At 68.7% G+C, this 20552-nt stretch carries 8 protein-coding genes and 1 riboswitch; of the genes, 4 read left to right on the forward strand and 4 right to left on the reverse strand.

Going from position 1 to position 20552, the window contains the following annotated elements:
- The first annotated feature begins 131 nt into the window (after positions 1–131).
- Together H582_RS0111650 and guaA are read left to right on the forward strand one after the other, a co-directional pair.
- Positions 132–3110, forward strand: a complete 2979-nt coding sequence (locus H582_RS0111650; protein ID WP_028598670.1) for a transglutaminase-like domain-containing protein — start codon at positions 132–134, stop codon at positions 3108–3110.
- A gap of 267 nt (positions 3111–3377) precedes the next feature.
- Positions 3378–4919, forward strand: a complete 1542-nt coding sequence (gene guaA / locus H582_RS0111655) for a glutamine-hydrolyzing GMP synthase (protein WP_028598671.1) — start codon at positions 3378–3380, stop codon at positions 4917–4919.
- Positions 4920–5001: 82 nt separating this feature from the next.
- Here the strand turns inward: guaA and H582_RS33220 are convergent, their stop codons facing one another.
- Positions 5002–6771, reverse strand: coding sequence for an asparaginase domain-containing protein (locus H582_RS33220; protein ID WP_084137117.1), 1770 nt, complete (start codon positions 6769–6771; stop codon positions 5002–5004).
- A 15-nt stretch (positions 6772–6786) separates the two neighbouring features.
- Positions 6787–7974: an asparaginase gene (locus H582_RS27160; protein WP_052333166.1), complete on the reverse strand. Its 1188-nt coding sequence runs from the start codon at positions 7972–7974 to the stop codon at positions 6787–6789.
- Positions 7975–8385: 411 nt separating this feature from the next.
- Between H582_RS27160 and H582_RS27165 the strand changes: the two genes are divergently transcribed.
- Complete coding sequence (locus H582_RS27165) at positions 8386–9609, forward strand: MFS transporter (protein ID WP_084137120.1); 1224 nt, start codon at positions 8386–8388, stop codon at positions 9607–9609.
- A gap of 100 nt (positions 9610–9709) precedes the next feature.
- A riboswitch (purine riboswitch) is annotated at positions 9710–9810 on the forward strand.
- Between the two features lie 239 nt (positions 9811–10049).
- Positions 10050–11438, forward strand: coding sequence for an NCS2 family permease (locus H582_RS0111685; RefSeq protein ID WP_028598673.1), 1389 nt, complete (start codon positions 10050–10052; stop codon positions 11436–11438).
- A gap of 670 nt (positions 11439–12108) precedes the next feature.
- Here the strand turns inward: H582_RS0111685 and H582_RS0111690 are convergent.
- Both H582_RS0111690 and H582_RS0111695 read right to left on the reverse strand, forming a co-directional pair.
- Positions 12109–13794 (reverse strand): DUF11 domain-containing protein, encoded by a 1686-nt coding sequence (locus H582_RS0111690; RefSeq protein ID WP_028598674.1) that lies wholly within the window; start codon positions 13792–13794, stop codon positions 12109–12111.
- Positions 13794–20507 (reverse strand): DUF7507 domain-containing protein, encoded by a 6714-nt coding sequence (locus tag H582_RS0111695; protein WP_420835659.1) that lies wholly within the window; start codon positions 20505–20507, stop codon positions 13794–13796. The genes H582_RS0111690 and H582_RS0111695 overlap by 1 nt, the downstream gene beginning before the upstream one ends.
- Between the last annotated feature and the right edge of the window lie 45 nt (positions 20508–20552).

A 20552-nucleotide genomic window follows, 5' to 3' on the forward strand; every position in this document is an offset into this window, starting at 1 on the left:
AAAAACCGAGCAGCTCGGGTATGAAAGAGCGGGAACGAGGCCACCTGCGCGGACCAAGCTGCAAAGGCTCGGCATATGACGATTGCGAGGCTCCGGCCGACGCCGCCCGCAACGAATGGAGGAGGTACGGCATGAAGGATAGCGGCTCGAACGATTTTTCGGCGGGACTGGTGCTGCAGGGAGCAGCCTGGAAGCAAGCCGGTTCGGGGCAGGCAGGAAAGGCCGTCGGAACGCCGGGGCGAGGCACGGTCGGCGGGACGGCAGGCAGCGGAGGCAAGGGAAGCGCAGTCGGCGCAAACCCGCCGAGCGGAAGCGCAGTCGGCGCAAACCCGCCGAGCGGAAGCGCATCGTCGACCGTTGGCGGAAGCGCCTTGTCGAAGCCGGGCAGCAGCCTGGCTCCGACAAGGCGTTCGCCGTCCGCTCCGGCCGGCGTCGGGTCCGCCGTCCGTCCATCGGCCTCGAGCCGCCATGCGCGCCTGGAGCATGCCGGAGGCTTCCTTCGCTGGCCGCTCCGGGCCGCGGCAAGCCTGCTGCTGCTCGGCTTGCTGACGGAGTGGCTGCTGCCGCTCGGGCGGCTGCCGCAGTGGAACGACGCCTACCGCATCGGCGGGCTGGCCGCCATTGCCGGCCTGCTGCTGCTTGCCGGCGTCTGGCTGCTGCCCGGCTGGGCCTCGCTGCTGCTCCGGCTCGCCGTCGTGACGGCGGGGGCGGGCTGGATCGGCGAAGGCCCGGACGGCTGGTCCGGCATCTCGGGATTGCCGCGACTGCCGGGGCAGCTGGCGCAGGATGCCGGACAGCTGCTTGCCGGCGGTCCAGCCGCGATGTCCGGCGTCGGACAGGCCTTTTGCTTGCTGCTTGGGCTGTCGATCCTGCTCTCGGCGCTGCAGACGCTCGTCTGGATCCGGCAGTGGGGCATCGGCTTGCTCGGGCTGACGGCGGCGTATTTGTGGGCGCTGAGCGAATGGTTCGGGCTGAACACGCTTCCGAATCTGGCGCGCGCGTCGGCCGAAGGCGTGCTGCTGGCCGCGCTGCTCACCCTGCATCGGCTGAAGCGGCGTCAGGCGGACGCCGCGGGCTCAGGGGCGCCTCCCTCTTCCGCTGCCACCGCCAGTGCGGAGATGCCGCCTTGGCGCTGGTGGGCGGCGAGCGGCGGGATAGCCGCTTTGCTCGCCCTCGGCGCGGCCGGACTTTCGGCGGGCAAGACGACTGTGGAGCGGCCGGCCGACTGGGCGCTGGCTGCGCAGCAGGCGATCCGCGCATCCGCATCGCAGGACGGGGCGGGGGCGATCCGCCAGTCGCCGATCTTCACCGGCGCAGGCGGGCAGGCGGCTGCGGAGGCCGGAGCGGGCGGCGCCGCCGCCGAAACGGGCTACGGCTTGGACGATACGCGGCTCGGGGCGCCGCTGCGGCAATCCGACCGCACGCTGTTCTGGGCGGTTTCTCCCGAGCCTCTTTACTGGAGGATGGAGGAGAAAACCGTCTATACCGGCCAAGGCTGGCGGGAAGAGGGCGGCGAGCTCGTAGCGCGGCCCGTCGGTCCGGGGGCGGCTGTGCCGGGGAAAGCAAGTGCGGCAGCAGAAGGGGCGCAGTCGGCGAGCACGGAATCGGCGAGCACGGCGAGCAAAGGCACGGAGAGCAAAGTCACGGAGAGCAAAGTCGCGGCGAGCCAAGGCACGGAAAGCGGAGGCGCGGAAACGATCCGGCAGTCGGTCTGGCTGCCTCGTTTGGAGGAAGGGATGCCGCTGCCTGCGGCCGGCACGGCGGCAGCGATCCTGTCGGCCCGGTCGCCGGCGGCCGAAGCGTACAGGGACTGGACGTCCTATTTGAGCGAAAGCGGCGGCGGAGCCGTCTATCTGCCCCAGGCGGCCGGCGGGGCGCTGGGCTATACGGTCGTGTCGGAACTCGTCCGGCCGACGGCGGAGCAGCTCCGTCAATCGGGCGCCGCTTCGAACAGCGCGCAAGAGAGCGGGAACGGACAAGAAGGGCAGGTCCGGCGGACGACAGGCGCAGGAGCGGCAACGGCGGAGGCCGACGAGGCGGCGCTCCAGCTCGAGCTTGAGCTGAAGGCGGCGCTGCAGCTGCCGGCCTCGCTGCCGCAGCGGGTGAAGGAGCTCGCCGCTTCGGTGACCGCCGGCCAGGCAGACCGATACGGGCAGGTCGTCGCGGTGAGCGACTACTTGAAGGCGCATTATCGCTACTCGCTGACGGAGACCGAGGCGCCCGCGCCGGGGCAGGACCTGGTCGACCAGTTTCTGTTCGAGCGGAAGCTCGGCTACTGCGTGCACTTCTCGACGGCGATGGCGGTCATGCTGCGCTCGGTCGGTATTCCGGCCCGGTGGGTGAAGGGATTCGCTCCAGGCGAGGAGACGGCGTCGGGAAAAGCTCCTGCGGAAGTCCGCGCGGCGCTCGGGAGCGCCGCGGCCGGAGCCGGAGGAGACGTCTACCGGGTCAGCGGGCTGGACGCGCATTCCTGGGTGGAGGTTTATTTTCCCGGTGTCGGGTGGGTCGCGTTCGACCCGACGCCGGGGTACGCGGCGGGCGCCGCGCCGCAGCCGGAGGCTGCGGCCGCTGCCGCCGCAGCCGGCGCGCCGGCTGCGGCGAGCCCGGCGCCGCAGCCAGGCGCAGCCGCCGGCACGCGGCTGCGCGAGGCCGCTGGCGCAGCGGCCGGCCGCGCGGCCGAGCTCGCGCGCACGCTGGCGCAGCCCGGCGCGCTCGCGGCCGTCGCCGCGCTGGGCGCGCTCGCGGCCGCGCTGGCTTCGCCGGCGCTGCGCTCGCGGCTGCGCCTCGCGCTGGCGCTGCGCCGCTACGCGCTGGCGGCCGGCGGCGAGCGCCGCCGCCGCGACGCGCAGCGGGCCGCGCTGCTTGCCGCCGCGGAGGCGCAGCTGCGCGCGCTCGAGCGCCGGCACGGCGCGGCGCCGCCGCCCGGCGGCGGCCCGGCCGAGCGCGCCGAGGCGCTCGCGCCGCGGCTGGCGCCGGCGGCCGCCGCGCAGCTGCGCCGGCTCGCGGCCTGGGCCGAGGCCGCGCGCTTCGCGGCGCCGGCGGCCTGGCGCGGCCCTGCGGCGGCGGAGCTTGCCGCCGCGCTGGCGCTCGTCCGCCGCGCCCGCGCCTGACGCGCCGCGCGGCGAAGCCTCCTGCGCGCGAAAAGCCCGCCCGCAGCCGCGGCTCCGTGCGCGGCGAAGCCTCCTGCGCGCGAAAAGCCCGCGCTCCGTAGCCGCCGCCCCTCGCGCCGCGGCCCCCGGCTCCTGGCTCTGCCAGCCTGCCCGTCCCGGCCGCCCTCGCCGGCGACCTTCCGGCCGCGCAGCCGCGCGGCTTCCCGCCTTGACTGGCCGGAAGCCGCTTTGATAGAATGAGTCCAATTGACTGAGGGAGGTTCGGGCGTGAACAAGCCTAATGAAATGATCGTGGTTCTCGATTTCGGAGGACAGTACAACCAGCTGATTGCTCGGCGCATCCGGGATCTCGGCGTCTACAGCGAGCTGCTGCCGTACAACACTCCGGCTTCCAAGATCCGCGAGCTGGCGCCGAAGGGGATCGTGTTCTCCGGCGGGCCGGCAAGCGTCTACGAAGAAAACTCGCCGATGGTCGATCCGGAGATCTACGAGCTCGGCCTGCCGATCTTCGGCATCTGCTACGGCATGCAGCTGATGAGCCATCAGCTCAAGGGCAAGGTGCAGCGCGCCGGCAAGCGCGAGTACGGCCGCGCGGACGTGACGTTCGCCGAAGGCGCGGCGCTCGCGCTCGGCCTGGAGAACCGCCAGACGGTATGGATGAGCCATACCGACCTCGTCGTGGAGATGCCGGAGGGCTTCCGCTTGGATGCGGGAACGGAACATGCGCCGATCGCGGCCATGAGCCATCCGGAGAAGAACTTCTACGCCGTGCAGTTCCACCCGGAGGTGCGCCACTCCGTCTACGGCAACGACATGATCCGCAACTTCCTTTATACGGTATGCGGCTGCGAGGGCAACTGGAGCATGGAGACGTTCATCGACGACGCGATCCGCGACATCCGCGCGCAGGTCGGCGAGACCGGCCGCGTGCTGTGCGCGCTGTCGGGCGGCGTCGACTCCTCCGTCGTGGCCATGCTCGTCCACAAGGCGATCGGCGACCGCCTGACATGCATGTTCATCGACCACGGCCTGCTGCGCAAGGGCGAGGCGGAGAGCGTCATGGAGACGTTCGTCGGCAAGTTCGGCATGGAGGTCATCAAGGTCGACGCGAGCGAGCGCTTCCTCGGCAAGCTGCGCGGCGTGTCCGATCCCGAGCAGAAGCGCAAGATCATCGGCAACGAGTTCATCTACGTGTTCCAGGAGGAGTCCGCCAAGTTCGCGAACTTCGAATTCCTCGCCCAGGGCACGCTGTATACGGACATCGTCGAGAGCGGCACCGCGACCGCGCAGACGATCAAGTCCCATCACAACGTCGGCGGCCTGCCGGAGGACATCACGTTCAAGCTCGTCGAGCCGCTGAGCGCGCTGTTCAAGGACGAGGTCCGCAAGGTCGGCTCCGAATGCGGCCTTCCGGACGCGATCGTCTGGCGCCAGCCGTTCCCGGGTCCGGGCCTCGCGATCCGCGTGCTCGGCGAAGTGACGGACGAGAAGCTCGAGATCGTGCGCGAGTCCGACGCGATCCTGCGCGACGAGATCGCCAAAGCGGGCCTCGACCGCGAGATCTGGCAGTACTTCACGGCGCTGCCAGGCATGCGCAGCGTCGGCGTCATGGGCGACGCCCGCACGTACTCTTACACGGTCGGCATTCGCGCCGTGACGTCGATCGACGGCATGACCGCCGACTGGGCGCGCATTCCGTGGGACGTGCTGGAGAAGATCTCCGTGCGCATCGTCAACGAGGTCGACAACGTCAACCGCGTCGTCTACGACATCACGTCCAAGCCGCCGGCGACGATCGAGTGGGAATAGCCCGCTGAGCCAAACGAGAAACGCCCTTTGCCAGACGGTTTCGTCGGGCAAAGGGCGTTTTTGATGTTGGAAATCAGGCTGCTCAGCCGAGATCATGCATCCGCACGAGCAGGACGGACGCTTCCGCGCGCGTCGTCGCCGCGGACGGCTCGAAGCGGTTGCCGTCGCGGCCGTCGATCAGCCCTTTTTGCCGGATGCCGTTCAGAGCCGGGATCGCCCAGGCCGGGATCGCGGCGTCGTCGGCGAACGTAGTGCGGCCGTCCGCCGGCTGCTGCAGGCCGAGAGCCGCTCCGACCATCGTCGCCATCTCGGCGCGCGTAACGAGCGCGTTCGGCTTGAAGCTGCCGTCGGCATAGCCTTTGACGATGCCGAGCTGCTTGGCCTGCGCGACGGCCGTCTGCGCCCACTCGCCGATCGAGGCGGCGTCGGCGAACGGCTCGCCCTCGACGGCCGGCTGCACGTTCAGCGCGTTCATCAGCATGACGGCGAACTCGGCGCGGGTGACCGGCTTGTCGGGGCCGAACGTGCCGTCGGGATAACCGGCGGCGATGCCGTAGGAGGCCGCCCGCTTGACCGGCTCCTCGGCCCAGTGGCCGGTCAGGTCGCTGGCGGCGAGCTCCGGAGCCGGAGCGGCCGGCTCGACCGTGCCGGAGGCGGGCACGTCCTGCGTGCCGATCGTCTGGAACCATCCTTTGACGGTATCATAGTCGGAGCTGAACGCCAGCGCGAGCGTCAGCAGGATGCGCGCATGCTGGGCGTTCAGGCTGTCGCCGGCAATGATGCCCGGCGTATTGCCTTGGTACATCGTGCCGGAGCCGGTGCGCGTCGTCGTAACGAACAGCACGCCTTTTTCAATCGCCTCGGCACGGGCGGCGCTCATTTCCGCGGACAGGCCGCCGGCGCCGGTGCCGGCGGTGACGATGCCTTTGACGCCGTCCAGGGCGAACTGCTTGATCGCGCCTCCGCCCGCGCCTTGGTAGGCATAGGCGATCTCGACGGCCGGGAAGTTGCTCTTGGCGATCGACGTCAGGTCGAACGGCGTGCGCCACTGCGGCGTGCCGGACGCCATCGCCCGCGCGGTGAGGCGGTAGAGGCTGATGTTCTTCTCGTCGATGTAGCCGAGCGCGCCGAGCGCCGGCGTCTCGAACGTATCCATCCGGTGGGCGTTCGACTTCGTCACGTCACGCGCCGTCTGGATGACGTCGTTCAGCATGACGACGGTGCCGTAGCCCTTCGTCTTGCCGCTGCCGGCGAGCTTGATCGCGTTGTACAGGTTGGCCGGCCCGTCGGTGCCGATGACGTCCCACGGACGCATCGCGCCGGTGACGACGACCGGCTTTTCGCTGCGCACGGTCAGGTCGAGGAAGTAGGCGATCTCCTCCATTGTGTCGGTGCCGGTCGTCACGACCGCGCCGTCGTACTTCTCCAGCGCGGCGTCCACCGTCTGCGACAGGTCGTACAGGTCCTGCAGGCTGTAGCTGCCGGATCCCTTGTTGCCGAATTGCGCCGTCTCGACGTCGGCGATCTTCTCCTTGCCGGGCAGCTGCGCGACGAGGTCCTCCATGAGGTAGGTGCCGGCGCGGTAGTTCTGGAAGCTCGTCCCGTCCGCCGCCTTGCCGGCCAGCGTGCCGCCGGTGGCGACGACGATGACGTCAGGCAGCTCGGAGGTGTGAAAAGCCTCCGGCACGGCGGGAATCTCCACCGTCGGCGCGAACGGATTGGCGCTGATCGCAGCGGCCTCGGCGGCCGCAGCGGCAGGGACGGGGCCGGACGCCGCGAAGGCGCCGGCGGCAAGGGAGAGCATCGCCGCGAGAGCGGCGGAGCGTTTGAGCGTGGTCAGCAAGGTAGCCATTGGTCTTGTCCTCCTTTATTCCGCTGCGCTGGCGGTGCTGGCGGCGCTGGCCGCGCCAGTGCCATAGTCGGCGAACCAGCCCTTGATCGTGTCGAAGTCACTGGAGAAGGCGAGGCCGAGCAGCAGCAGGATGCGCGCGTGCTGGGCGTTCAGGCTGTCGCCGGCGATGATGCCGGGCGAGCTTCCCGGATACATCGTGCCGGAGCCGGTGCGGGTCGTCGTGACGAACAGCACGCCTTTTTTGATCGCTTCGGACCGCGCCGCGCTCATCGCCGACGACAATCCGCCCGCGCCGGTGCCGGCGGTGACGATGCCTTTGGCGCCGTCCTTGACGAAGCCGTTGATCGCGCCTGCTCCTGCCGCTTGATACACATAGGCGACCTCCACCTTCGGCAGCGCCTCGGGCGCGATCCGGGTCAGGTCGAACGGCGTCTTCCAGGCGGCGGTGCCGGCTTTTCCGGCTCGTCCCGGCGCGCGGTAGATGCGGATGTTCTTCTCGTCGATGTAGCCGAGCGCTCCGAGCATCGGCGTTTCGAACGTGTCCATCCGATGCGAGTTGCTCTTCGTCACGTCGCGCGCCGCGTGGATGTAGTCGTTCAGCATGAGGACGGTTCCGAACGAGGTCGTCTTGCCGCTGCCGGCAAGCTTGATCGCGTTGAACAGGTTGGCCGGCCCGTCGGTGCCGATGACGTCCCACGGCCGCATCGCGCCGGTGACGACGACCGGCTTTTCGCTGCGCACGGTCAGATCGAGGAAGTAGGCGATCTCCTCCATCGTATCGGTGCCCGTCGTGACGACGGCGCCGTCGTAGATGCGGAGCGCCTCGTCGACCGCGAGCGACAGCTCGCGCAGCTCCGGAATCGTGTAGCCGCCGGAGCCTTTATTGCCGAATTGGTAGGTCGACACGTCGGCGAGCTGGCTTTTGCCGGGCAGCTGCTTGACGAGATCGGCGATCAGGTAGGTGCCGGCCCGATAGCTTTGGAAGCTGGTCGGGGCGTTCGCCTTGCCGGCGAGCGTGCCTCCGGTGCCGATGACGATGACGTTCGGCAGCGGCGACGATTTCGCGGCTTGCGGCAGCGGCGGAATCGCCGCCGCTTCGGCGGCGCTTGCGCGCGGCGCGCCGAAGGCGGCCAGCAGGCCGATCAGCAGCGAGACGGCGAGGGCGTAGACGAGCAGGCGCTTGGGGGATAAGGATGCAGACATCAGACAAGTTCCTCCACTCTATGTAATAGTAGTTGACGCCATCAGTCTATTAAATGTTAAGAAAGTTTACAAGATGGACGATTGGCAGCAGGCGCCCTTCCGTCCGTAGCGGTTGGAAGTTTATTTCACGGAAGAATTCATGACATTATGGCTGTTGAAAGCATGAATTGGACAGTTTCTTCCAAATCCATCAAAAAAGGGCGGGTATGCTTCTCGGCAGCCCGCTCGAGCAACAGGCTTTCTTTTTGTGCAAGGACGGAACAACGGCTCGGCATCGGCCGGCCGTTCCTTTTTTGCATCAGCTTCATTATGGTAAAATTTAAGCGAATTTCGGACGAAAAAAATTTCTCCTGTCCGCAGCTTCGGGGAAATTTTTGCAAAGCGATCGAACGAAGGAGCCATCATCCCGACATGAATCCACCTGCTTCCGCCAGTCCGTTCCTCGAGCCGCCCGAGCGGCTCGTCAGCTACCGGCTGCTCGTGCTGCTCGCCGTCGTCGTCACGGCCGGAGCGAGCCAAGGGCTGCTGCTGCCGCTGCTCGCGATCCTGCTCGAGCGCGCGGGCGTGCCCGAGGACGTCAACGGCCTCAACTCGATGGCGCTTTACATCGGGACGTTCTCGACGATGTTCTTCATCGAGCGTCCGGTGCGGCGCTTCGGCTTCAAGGCCGTCATTGTGACGGGCATCGTCCTCATCACCGCCGCCACGCTGCTGTTCCCGCTGACGGCAGGCTCGCTGACGGCGTGGTTCCTGCTGCGCCTCGTCATCGGCGTCGGCGACAGCGGCATGCATTTCGCCACCCAGCTCTGGATGGTCAGCCGCGCGCCGGCGAGCCGCCGCGGCACCTTCATCTCGCTGTACGGCATGTCCTACGGCGTCGGCTTCAGCATCGGTCCACTCGGCATCAACCTGCTGCACTTCGGCGAAGCGGCGCCGTTCCTCGTCAGCGCCGGGCTGTACGCCGTTGTGCTGCTGCTCGCGCTCGGCCTGCCGGCCAAGGAGCGGCCGGAAGCGGCCGAGCCGGGCGAGGCGACGGGCGCCGCGCGCTACCTGAAGGTGTATCGGATCGCCTGGTACGCGCTGCTGCCGGCGATGCTGTACGGCATCATGGAAGCGTCGATGAACAGCAGCTTCCCGCTGTACGGCACGCAGATCGGCCTGAACCGCGAAGCGATCAGCGCGCTGCTGCCGGCGCTCGGCCTCGGCGGCCTGCTGCTGCAGCTGCCGCTCGGCTCGCTCAGCGACCGGATCGGTCGTCTGCCCGTGCTAATCGGCTGCGGGCTTGGAGGCGGCGTACTGTTCGCCTGCATCCCGGCCGCGGGCGACAGCGTCGTCCTCGTCGCCGCGCTGCTGGCGCTGGCCGGCGGCCTCGTCGGCTCGTTCTTCTCGCTCGGCCTCGCTTATGCGGCCGACCAGCTGCCGCGCCATCTGCTGCCGGGAGCGAACGTGCTCGCCTCGATCCATTTCTCCGTCGGCAGCATCGCCGGTCCGGTCGTCGGCGGCTTCGGCCTCCGGTACGGCGCGGCCGGCAGCCTGTTCTGGCTGCTGGGCGGAGCGTTCCTGCTGTTCGGCATGATCGGGCTGGCGCTCGCGCGCCTGCGTCCTCCGGCCGCGGCCGCGGACGCCGAGCGCTGACGGTTTTTCCCGGATGTTGGATAATGTTCGGAAAATAAGCCGAAAATCAAAGAGATCGGTTGACTTATGTCGAAAATGAAGGTAAATTAGTTACGTTCTGATTGATATCCAACGCAACTTTCGTATAATTCCGGGGATCGGCCCGGAAGTCTCTACTCGGTCACCGTAAATGACCAGGCTACGAAAGTTCGGAGCGGAAGCCGCTTGCGCCCCGCTCGCTGTCGCCTTCATCGTCCGGCTGTTGCCGGCCGTCGGGGCGGCAGGGAGCGGAGTCGGGACCATTTCCGCTCCGGACGATCCGGGAGAGACGCTTTCGGCAGCTGCCCGCCAGCTGCCGCGCGCTCTCCTTTTTGCTTTTCCGAAAGCAAGGCCCGAGGCCGCTTCCGCGCGGGAGCGCCTCGGGCGCCAGCCAATCCAACTGTCCAGGGGGGACAAGCAGCATGGAGCGCTTCTTCAAGCTCAAGGAAAACGGCACCACCATCCGCACCGAAATCATGGCCGGCCTCACGACGTTCATGACGATGGCCTACATCCTGGCCGTCAACCCGAGCATCCTCTCGGCGTCCGGCCTGAGCTGGACCGCAGTGTTCCTCGCGACTGCGCTGGCGGCAGGCATCTTCACGATCGCGATGGGCCTGTTCGTCAACTTCCCGGTCGCGCTCGCGCCGGGCATGGGCCTCAACGCCTACTTCGCCGCCACCATCATCGCCTCGCAGGGGACGGGCAATCCGATCTCGCCGGCGATGGGCCTGACCGCTGTCTTCATCTCCGGGATCATCTTCCTCATCCTGACGGTGACGCAGATCCGCCAGATGCTCATCACCGCCGTGCCGGACAGCCTCAAGCACGCGATCACGGTCGGCATCGGCCTGTTCATCGCCGTCGTCGGCCTCAAGAACAGCGGCATCATGACGATCGCCGCCGAGACCGCGGTCACCGACGTCGAAAAAGGCACCTTCACCAACCTGCTCAGCTTCGAGACGGTCATCCACATGGGCGACATCCATAACCCGTCCGTCTACCTGACGATCCTCGGCCTGCTGCTCATCGCCGTGCTGATGGTGCTGCGCGTGCCGGCCGCGTTCCTGTGGGGCATCCTCGGCACGACGCTCGTCGCCTGGCTCACGGGCAACCTGCCGACGATGGCGGAGAACCCGACGTGGCTGCCGGACTTCGGCGAGCTCAACTTCTGGCACTTCGACTTCGCCGGCGTCATGCAGGTCGGCCTCATCACCGTCGTGCTCACGTTCACGTTCGTCGAGCTGTTCGACACGTTCGGCACGCTCGTCGGCACGGCCAACCGCGCCGGCTTCATGAAAAATCCCGAGGAAGGCAAGAAGCGCGTCGGCAAAGCGATGTTCGTCGATGCGGTCGGCGTCAGCGGCGGCGCGATGCTCGGCACGAGCACCGTCACGGCCTTCGTCGAAAGCTCCTCCGGCATCGCCCAGGGCGGCCGCACCGGCCTGACGGCCGTCACGACCGGCATCTGCTTCCTGCTGTCGATCTTCCTCGCTCCGCTCGTGGCGCTCATCCCGGGCTCCGCGACGGCGGCGGCGCTCATCCTCGTCGGCCTGCTCATGATGCAGTCCGTCAAGGAGATCGACTTCCAGGACATGGTCTACGCCGTTCCTTCGTTCTTCATCATCATCATGATGCCGTTCACGTACAACATCGCCAACGGCATCAGCTTCGGCATCGTGTCGTACGTCCTGCTCGCGCTGCTGGCCAACCTGACCGGCAAAGCCGGCAAGAAATACAACATCCATCCGCTCATGTGGATCCTCGCCTTGCTGATCGTGCTCCGCTACCTGTACCTCGGAGCGGGCTGATCCCGCTCGGGTCCGCCGCCCTTCCCGCCCAGGCGGGGAGGCCGGCGGACCGCCAGCCTGCGGCATGCAGAAGCCGCCTCTCGCGCCATTCGGCGCGCGGAGGCGGCTTTTTTGTTTTGGCGCACGGTCCATATGTTCCCAGGTGGTGGGGGTGTGCCGACAGCGGCGGCCCCTTCGCTTCTGTCGGCCTTGCCGGGCGAAGGGGCTTTGCCGCTGCCGTCCAAGTTCTTCGACCCTTCCTGCTGGATGCGCTCCTTGTGCCGAATGGACTCGATAGACGGAGGTCAGCTGCCCATCCATTTCAACCGCCTCGAACCGATGTAACGAACCTGAGCGACGCTATTCCGTTCAAAACCGATGTTCAGCTTTATTTAACGAAACGGACAAGCGCTATTTAGGCGAGGAGGGGAGCGTTTCGGTGATTTGTCGACCCATAGCGCATGTGGGTTTCGTTAGAAGGTTCGTTTGCCCGATTCCGCACGAATAGCGCTTGTGAGGTTCGTTAGCCCATGAAACCCGGGAAAGATACGGCTTCGACGCAAGCTGTCCCAAGGCCATTCCGCTAGGAGCGGCTGTGTCTGGGCGCGTTTCATTAATCCGTGTCGGAGCTGGCGTGGAGGCGCTTCATCGACCAGTTCCAGGTCGAAGCTGCCAGCCGCCGCCTTCCCCCTCACTCCTGCTGCGAAACGATCCGCACCCGGTAGCGCGGAGCGAGCGCGACGCCGCGGTAGACGCGCCCCTCTAGCGCGTAGCTCCAGCTGAGCGCGGCGGTGCCGACGAGCTCGCCGCCGCCGAAGTCGGCGGCGACGCGGCCGCTGTACCGCACCCGATGCACGCTGCCGGGCAGCATCAGGCCGAGCTGCAGCCCGTCGGCCAGCACCGCCGCCGGCGCGCCGTCCAGCCGCAGCGTTTCCGGCAGCAGCTGCAGCCCCTCGGGCACGAAGCCCGAGAGGAATCCCTCGGCGGGCTGGCTGCCGATCGCGCTGATCGCGATCTCGATGCCGACCGTCTCGCCGGGCTCGCTGACGGTGCGGTCGGCTGCCGCCGCGACGCGGAAAGCCGCTGCCGTCACGACGGTCAGCGCCGGTCCGGCCGCGACCTCGCTCTCGACCGGCCGGCCCGCCCCCGCGCTGAAGCGGACGACCGCTTCATTGCGCAGCGGGAGCGGCTCGGAGCCCGGCCGTCCTTGGAGCGGCAGCACCTCCGCCCGGTAAAACGCCGTGACGGGAGCGCCCGGCGAGACGAAGCCGAGCGCCAGCCCGCTCTCGAGGCTGCCCGCCGATGCCGGCGGCGCTTCGCCGTCCACCCGCAGGCTGCCGGCCAAGTACCTCAGGCCGGCTGGCAGCGGATCGGCCAGCACCGCGTACAGCGGCGGCCCGGACGGCACGCTTGCCGTCACGACATAGCTGAGGATGTCGCCGGGCGAAGCCTGATGCGCATCGACTCGCTTTGTCGCACGAGGCGGGGCCGGCGGATCGGGCGGCACGATCGTCAGCTGGACCGGATTGGACGGGACAAATTGCGCCTCTCCGTCCGCCGACGCGTACTCCGCCGACGCGGAGGCGAGCTGCCCGGAGGCGGCAGTTGAGACGACGCGTACGGCGAACGACAGCCCTACCTCGGCGCCAGCCGCCAGCTCTCCGACGAGGATGCCGGTGAGCGGATCGGCATCCGGCAGCCGGACGCCGTTCAAGGTGACGCTGCCGGCAACAACCTCCACGCCCGGAGGAAGCGTGAAGCGGACGACGATGCCGGTCACGGCGGAGCTGCCGCCGTTCACGAGCCGCAGGACATATTCGGCGGTTTCGCCGACCGCGACGGGCACGGGGCCGGCTGTCAAATACGCGGCCAGCGCGGCCGAGCGTACCGGAATCGAGAGCTCCGCTGGCTCGGCGCCGACAGTGAGCACCCGCCCGCCCGGCGTGCGGAATGTCGCCGAGCCCCACGCCTCGTTCACGAGCGCGCCTCCCGGCACGGGGCCGGTCACCAGCGCCTGGAAGCGGAACGAGGCGCTGCCGCCCGGCTCGAGCAGGCCGAGGTAGATGCCCTGTGCCGGATCGGCGCCAGGCAGCAGGCCTCCGCCTAGGACGACGCTGCCGGGCACGAACGAGGCGCCGGGAGGAGTGCTCGCCCCGGCCGTCAGCTCGCCGGCGAGATTGCCTTCATTGAAAGCGGTGACCGTGTAGGTGACGATGCCGCCTATGGAAGCTTCCGCCGTCGAGGCGCTCAGCGTCAGCCGGATGCGAGGCCCTGCGACGAAGGTGATGACCGTGTTGGAATAGGCGGCGGAGCTGACGGCGCCGGACTGGAAGCGGACGGTCGACTGGTTGTGCAGCGGACCGAGCGGCGCAGCCATCAGGAGCTCACCGCGGTGACCGTCACCTGGAACGTGACGGTCGCCGCCGCGCCGGGAGCGATCGTGCCGACGGCGATGCCGGACGCCGGGCTGGCCGCGGGCTGCGCGGTCCCGTCCACGGTGACGCTGCCGGGCACGAATGCGGCTCCGGCCGGCACGGGGTCGACCAGCACGACGTTGTTGACCGGCGAGATGCCACTGTTCGTGACGGTCATCGTGTAGGTGAGTGTATCGCCGACGACGGCGTCGATCGCCGAGGCGCTTTTTACGACCGTGACATCCGGCGAGGAGACGGGGATGACGAGCGTGTTGGAGAGGACGCTCTGCGTCAAGGTCCGTCCGTCCGGCGGGCTGAACGTGAACGAGCCGGTCGCCTGGTTGCTGAGCAGCTGCGGGTTCGGCAGCGAGGTGACGTTCACTTGCAGCGACAGGACGATGAAAGCGCTCGCTCCCGGTGCGAGCACGCCCGCCGCGATGCCGGCCGTCGGATCGGCGCCCGGCTGCGGCACGCCGTTGACGAGCACGCTGTTCGGCACGAAGTCGGCGCCTGCTGGCGGGCTGTCGAACACGGTCAGGCTGGCCGGATAGTTGCCGGTATTGGTCGCGGTGACGAAGTAGGTGACCGTGTCGCCGACGGTCGCCTGCGTCCGGTCCGCCGATTTGACCAGCGAGACGATCGGCTGGTAGACGGGCGTGATGACCGGATTCGAGGTCGAGCTGCCGGCAAAAGCTCCGGAGGTGAAGGCGGCCGAAGCGCTGTTGGTCAGGCTCGGCGGAGTCGGCAGCCCGCTGACGAGCACGCTGAACTGGACGGAGACCGAGCCCCCCGGCGCGATCGTGCCGACCGCGATGCCGGTCGCGGGATTGGCGGTCGGCAGCGAGGCGCCGCCGACGGTGACGCTGCCGGGCACGAACGAGCTGCCGGGAGGCACGGTGTCCGACAGCACGACATTCGCGATGTTCTCGATCCCGCTGTTGCTCACGAGCGCCGTATAGACGAGCGTGTCGCCGACGACGGCGTCGCCGGCGCTGACGCTTTTGACGACCTGCACGTTCGGCGAGCTGACCGGGATCGTCACCGTATTGCTGACGGCGCTGCCGGTGAGCGTGCGCGAGTCGGGCAGCGTGAAGGCGAAGGATGCGGTCGCCTGATTGGCCAGCTGCTGGCCGGCCGGCAGCGACTGGATCACGACGGAGAACATGACGCTGACCGGCGTGCCGTTCACGACTCCGGCCGGGATGCCGGTCGCCGGATCGGCGCCGGGAACCGGCGAGCCGCCGACGATGGCGCTGTTCGGCACGAACGCCGTGCCTGCCGGGATGACGTCGAACATGGTGACGCTCGCGCCGTAATTCCCGGTATTGCTCAGCAACACCGTGTACACGACCGTATCGCCGACCGTGGCGTTGACGGCGCCGGCCGACTTGACGGCGGCGATGATCGGCTGATAGACCGGCGTGACGACCGTATTGGAGAAGGCCGCTCCCGAAAACGTGCCGGTCGTGAAGCTGGCCGAAGCCGTATTGGCGATCTGCGCCGGATTCGGCAGCGAGACGACCTGGAGCGAGAAGGTGACGGCAGCGCTCGCGCCTGGCGCGAGATCGGGCACAGGGGCTCCAGCTGCGGGGTTGGCGGCGGGATTTGCGACGCCGTCCACCGCGTAGCTGCCGGGCACGAAGGCGGTTCCGGGAGGCAGCGGATCGGTGAGCACGATGCTGCCGAGAGTCGTCGCGCCGCTGTTCGTCAGCACGATCGTATAAGGAATGATGTCGCCGACGGAGGCGGCGCTCAGCCCTGCGCTCGCGGCCAGCGCCAGATCGGGCGCCGACACCGGGATCGGCAGCAGGTTGGAGCTCGTGCTGCCCGTCAGCGTGCGGCCGCTCGGCAGCGTGAAGCTGTAGGCGGCCAACGCCTGGTTGGCGATGACCTGAGGCACTGGCAGCGAGACGACATTGAACGAGAACGAGACGGCGACGCTCTGGCCGGGCGCGATGACGCCGGCGGGGATGCCGGCGATCGGGCTGGCTCCGGGCTGCGGGACGCCGCCGACGATGACGCTGTTCGGTACGAAGGCGGTTCCCGCCGGAACCGGATCGGTCACCGTCGCCAGCGCGGCGTAGTTGCCGCTGTTCGTCAGCGTGACTGTATAGCTGATCGTATCGCCGAGCGTCGCGCTCGCCGTTCCGGCGGTCTTGACGGCGGCCAGGCTCGGCTGGTAGACCGGCGTCGAGACGAGCGCGGACAGCGCGGAGGCGGCGAGAGCGCCGGAGGTGAAGGCGACGGAGGCCTGATTGCCGACCGCTCCGCTCGCCGGCACGCCCGTCACCGTCAGGCCGAAGGCGACCGTGGCGCCTGCTCCGGGCGCGAGCGTCCCGAGCTGGATGCCGGCCGCGGGCGTAGAGGCGACAGGGATGCCGTTCACCGTAACGCTGCCCGCCGTCAGCGCCGTGCCGTCCGGCAGCGGATCGGTCAGCACGACGTTGTTGACCGGGTCGATGCCGGCGTTGACGACGGCGATGCTGTACGGAATCGAGTCGCCGACGGCGGCGTCCGCGGCGGTCGTCGTCTTGACGATGGACACGTTCGGCGGCGAGACGGAGACGCTCACGGCGTTGGACACGGCCGTCCCGCCCAGCGTGCGCCCGTCCGCCGTCGTGAACGAATAGGTCGCCGACGCCTGGTTGACGTACGTCTGCGGGCTCGGCAGCGTCGCCGCGGCCAGCGAGAACGTCGCCGTCAGGCTCGCGCCGGGCGCGATGCTGCCGATGCTGAACGGAGCCGCCGTCGGATCGACGCCGGGCAGCGGCACCCCGCCGACGGCGAGGCTGTTCGGCACGAAGCTCATGCCGGCCGGGAGCGTGTCGGCAAGCGAGACGATGCCGGCCAGATTGCCGCTGTTCGTGACGACGACGCTGTAGGCGACCGTATCGCCGAGCGTCGCGGACGAGCGGCTCGCCGATTTGACGAGCGCGATCTGCGGCTGCGTGACCGGCGTATTGGTCGTGTTGGAGGCCGACGTGCCGGAGAAGCTGCCGGAGGTAAAGCTGACCGTCGACTGGTTGATGATCTGCGATGGGATGGCCATCGTAACGTTCACCTCGTATTGGACGGCGGCCGAAGCCCCCGGTGCCAGAGTGCCGAGCGGAATGCCGGTGGACGGCGATGCGGAGGGGAGCGCGCTCCCCGAGACGACGACGCTGCCGGAGACGAACGCGGTGCCGCCCGGCAGGCTGTCTGCCAGCACGACGCTGTTCACCGGCGAGGCGCCGTTGTTCGTGACGATCACGGTATAGACGAGCGTATCCCCGACGACGGCCACGGTCTGGTTGAAGCTGGCAGCGGCCGAGACGCTCGGCGAGGAGACCGGCAGCGTCACCGTGTTGGAAGCCGCGCTGCCGATGACCTGGCGGCCGCCGGGCAGCGTGAAGGAATAGCTGCCGCTGGCCGAGTTGCTGGCCGTCTGCGGGGAAGGCAGCGAGACGACGTTCGCCACGAACGCGACAGTGACGGAGGCGCCGGGGGCGATATTCGGCAGATCGATGCCGGCTCCCGGATCGAGGCCGGGATTGGGCGCTCCGTTCAGCGTGACGGTATTGACGGAAAACGCGAGGCCGGAGGGTAGGATGTCCTTCACCGTGAACGGAGCGGCCGCGTTGCCGCTGTTGCGGATGACGAGCGTATAGGTGAAGGAGTCCCCGACGGTGAGCGAGGCCGAGCTCGCCGACTTGACGATGGAGAAGACCGGCTGGACGACGGGCACGGACACGGCGTTCGAGACGGATGCGCCGGCGAAGGCTCCCGAAGCGAAGGCGGCTTTGGCCTGGTTGGCGACGGCGCCGGAGGCCGGGATGGCGTTCACGGCCGCCTGGAACACGATCGTCGCGCCGCCGCTCGGGACGATCGTACCGAGCGCGATGCCGGTATTCGGATTCGCCGACGGCTGGGCGATGCCGTTCACGGTGACGCTGCCCGCGACGAAGCCCAGCTCCGCCGGCAGCGGATCGGAGACGATGACGTTCTGGATCGGCGAGCCTCCGCTGTTGAACAGAACGACCGTATAGGCGATCGTGTCGCCGACGGCCGCGGCCGCGGCGCTCGCGCTTTTAGTCAGCGTGACATTAGGCGAAGAGGCGGGCAGCGCGACCGTGTTCGACACGGCGCTGCCGCTCAGGCTGCGTCCGCTCGGCAGCGTATAGCTGTAGGCGGCCGAAGCCTGGTTGGTCAGCTGCGGCGGAGACGGCAGCGAGGCGAGCGTCAGCTGGAACGTGACCGCCCGCGAGCCTCCTGCGGCGATCGTGCCGGCGTTGATGCCGGACGCGGGATTCGCGGCCGGCGCGGGCACGCCGCCGATCGTGACGCTGCCCGGCACGAAGGTCGAGCCGGCCGGGATCGGATCGGTGATCGTAACGGCGGCGGCGATGTTGCCGCTGTTCGCGGCCGTCACCGTGTACGTGACGGTATCGCCGACGACGACTGCAGCGGCGGATGCCGTTTTGGTCAAGGAAACGACCGGCTGATAGACCGGCGTCGCTACGAGGTTCGACAGCGCCTGCCCGCTCGCCGTGCCGGAGCTGTACGAGGCGGCCGCCTGGTTGGAGAGGCTGCCTCCGGCCGGCACGGATTGCGCCGTCACCTGGAACGCGACGGCGACGGAGGCGCCGGGGGCGATCGTGCCGACCGCGATGCCCGCGCCGGGAACCGCGGTCGTCCGCGCCGCGCCGCCGACCGTGACGCTGCCCGCGACGAACGCCGTCCCCGTCGGCATCGGGTCGGTCAGCACGACGTTCGTCAGCGCGGTGCCGCCGCTGTTCGTGATGACGCTCGTGTAGGTCAGCGTCTCGCTGACGGCGAGATCGGCCAGGCTCGCCGTCTTGGCGACGCTCACGCTCGGCAGGCTGACCGGGATCGTGACCGTGTTCGAGGCGGCGGAGCCAGACAGCGTCCGGCCGTCCGGCGGCTGGTACGTGTAAGCGGCGGTCGCTTGGTCGACGAGCTGCGGCGGCGCGGGCAGGCTGTTCACATTCACCTGAAAGGTGACGGTCGAGCTGCCGCCGGCGGCGATGCTGCCGATCGCGACGCCCGCCGCCGGGTTCGCGCCCGCGATGACCGTGCCGTTCACCCGGAAGCTGCCCGTCACGAAGCTGCTGCCGGCCGGGATATTGTCGGTCAGCGTGACGGCCGCCGCGATGCTGCCGCTGTTGGCGGCGACGATCGTATAGGTGATCGTGTCGCCTACGGTCGCGGCCGCGGCGCTCGCCGTCTTGGCGAGCGAGAGGACGGGGGCGTATACCGGCGTCGACACCGTATTGGACGGGATGACGGCGGTGATCGTGCTGCCGCCGGCGATGCTGACGAACGAGAACGAGGCGCTCGCCGTATTGTTCAGCTGCGGCGGGCTCGGCAGCGCGGTGACGGTCGCCCGGTACGTCGCCGTGATGCTCGTGCCGAACGCCAGCGTGCCGATCGCCACGCCGCTGCGGATGTCGGCGGTCGGGAGCGCGGTCCCGCCGACCGTCATGCTGCCGGCGACGAAGCTGAGTCCGGCAGGCAGCGGATCGGTGAGGACGACGCTCGTCACGTTGGCGGTGCCGCTGTTCGTCATGACGACGGTGTAGGTGAGCGTGTCGCCGATGACGGCGCCGGCGGCGCTGGCGCTTTTGACGACGGTGACGCTCGGGGAGTTGATGTTGATCTGGAGGCCGCTGGCGTTCAGGATGTAGGCGTCGCCGGAGGTGGTGAGCGTGAGGACGGCGCTCGTCTGGCTGTTGACCAGGCGCGGGCTGATGTCCACGTTGGTGATGTCCCAGCCTTGGCGGCCGCCGACGATGTTGGTGCCGGGCGCGCCGTTGGTCTGGTTGCGCGTCCCGAACGTGCCGGTCGTATCGAGCAGGCCGGCGTCGTTGTTGATTTGCGAGGCGAAAAAATTCGCGGCCAGATTGTTCGGCCCCGAGAGCGCGACGAGCGAGGAGGCGGTCGGGCCGAACAGCGCCTGGTCGCCGGTCCGGTTGGCGTCGCCTTCCTGGGAGCTGAACAGCGCCCGGGCGCCAAGCGCTCCGGACACGGGAGTGGCGAAGCCGGTGATCGGCGTCGTCGTCGAGCCGGACGTGGTGACGAGCACCGACCCGACCCGCAGCGACAGGTTGCGCAGCGGCAGCGAGGCGTTGCTGTAGATGACGGCCAGCGTCCAGCCGCAGTGGTTGGCCGTCGAGTCGCCGCTGACGACGATCGTGCCGACCGCGCCGCCCGTCGTGTAGGTGCCCGCTCCGCCGGCCTGAACGAGCGGAGTGACGTTGGCGGTCCGCACATAGGCCAGCACCCCGGTGCCGAGCGCGATGCCGGTCTGTGCTGTGACGCTGTCCGGCGAGACGGAGCTCGCTCCGACTGGCGTCGTGAACGTGACGGGGTTGTTGATCGCCGACGTCAGGTTGGCGCTGCCGTTCACATAGGTGCCGCCCCAGATTAGCTCCGCGTACAGGACGGTGCTGCCTGCGGGCAGGACGAGCACGGCCGACGAGCTGTTCAGCGTGTAGGCGTCGGTCGTGCCGGCAGGATAGCTGCCGTACTGCAGCGCGGTGTTCGTCGTGATGAAGGCGCCGATGCTGTCCTGCGTGCCGGGCACGCCGACCGTGTCGGATCGGCTGAGCCCGAGCGTGTTGCCGGTGAACGTCATGGCGCCCGCCGCGTTGAAGATCGCTCGAACGAGCAGTGGAATGGTCATCACCGCCTTGCGGATAAAGTCTTGGACGAGGCAGGGCGA

Source organism: Paenibacillus pasadenensis DSM 19293 (assembly GCF_000422485.1).
GTDB lineage: Bacteria > Bacillota > Bacilli > Paenibacillales > Paenibacillaceae > Paenibacillus_O > Paenibacillus_O pasadenensis.

Excerpts from the sequence above, each read along its gene's own strand:
- H582_RS27160 (WP_052333166.1), bottom strand. The coding sequence starts at position 7,974 with ATGTCTGCATCCTTATCCCCCAAGCGCCTGCTCGTCTACGCCCTCGCC.
- H582_RS0111690 (WP_028598674.1), bottom strand. The coding sequence starts at position 13,794 with ATGGCTGCGCCGCTCGGTCCGCTGCACAACCAGTCGACCGTCCGCTTC.
- H582_RS0111650 (WP_028598670.1), top strand. The coding sequence starts at position 132 with ATGAAGGATAGCGGCTCGAACGATTTTTCGGCGGGACTGGTGCTGCAG.
- H582_RS33220 (WP_084137117.1), bottom strand. The coding sequence starts at position 6,771 with ATGGCTACCTTGCTGACCACGCTCAAACGCTCCGCCGCTCTCGCGGCG.
- H582_RS27165 (WP_084137120.1), top strand. The coding sequence starts at position 8,386 with ATGAATCCACCTGCTTCCGCCAGTCCGTTCCTCGAGCCGCCCGAGCGG.
- H582_RS0111685 (WP_028598673.1), top strand. The coding sequence starts at position 10,050 with ATGGAGCGCTTCTTCAAGCTCAAGGAAAACGGCACCACCATCCGCACC.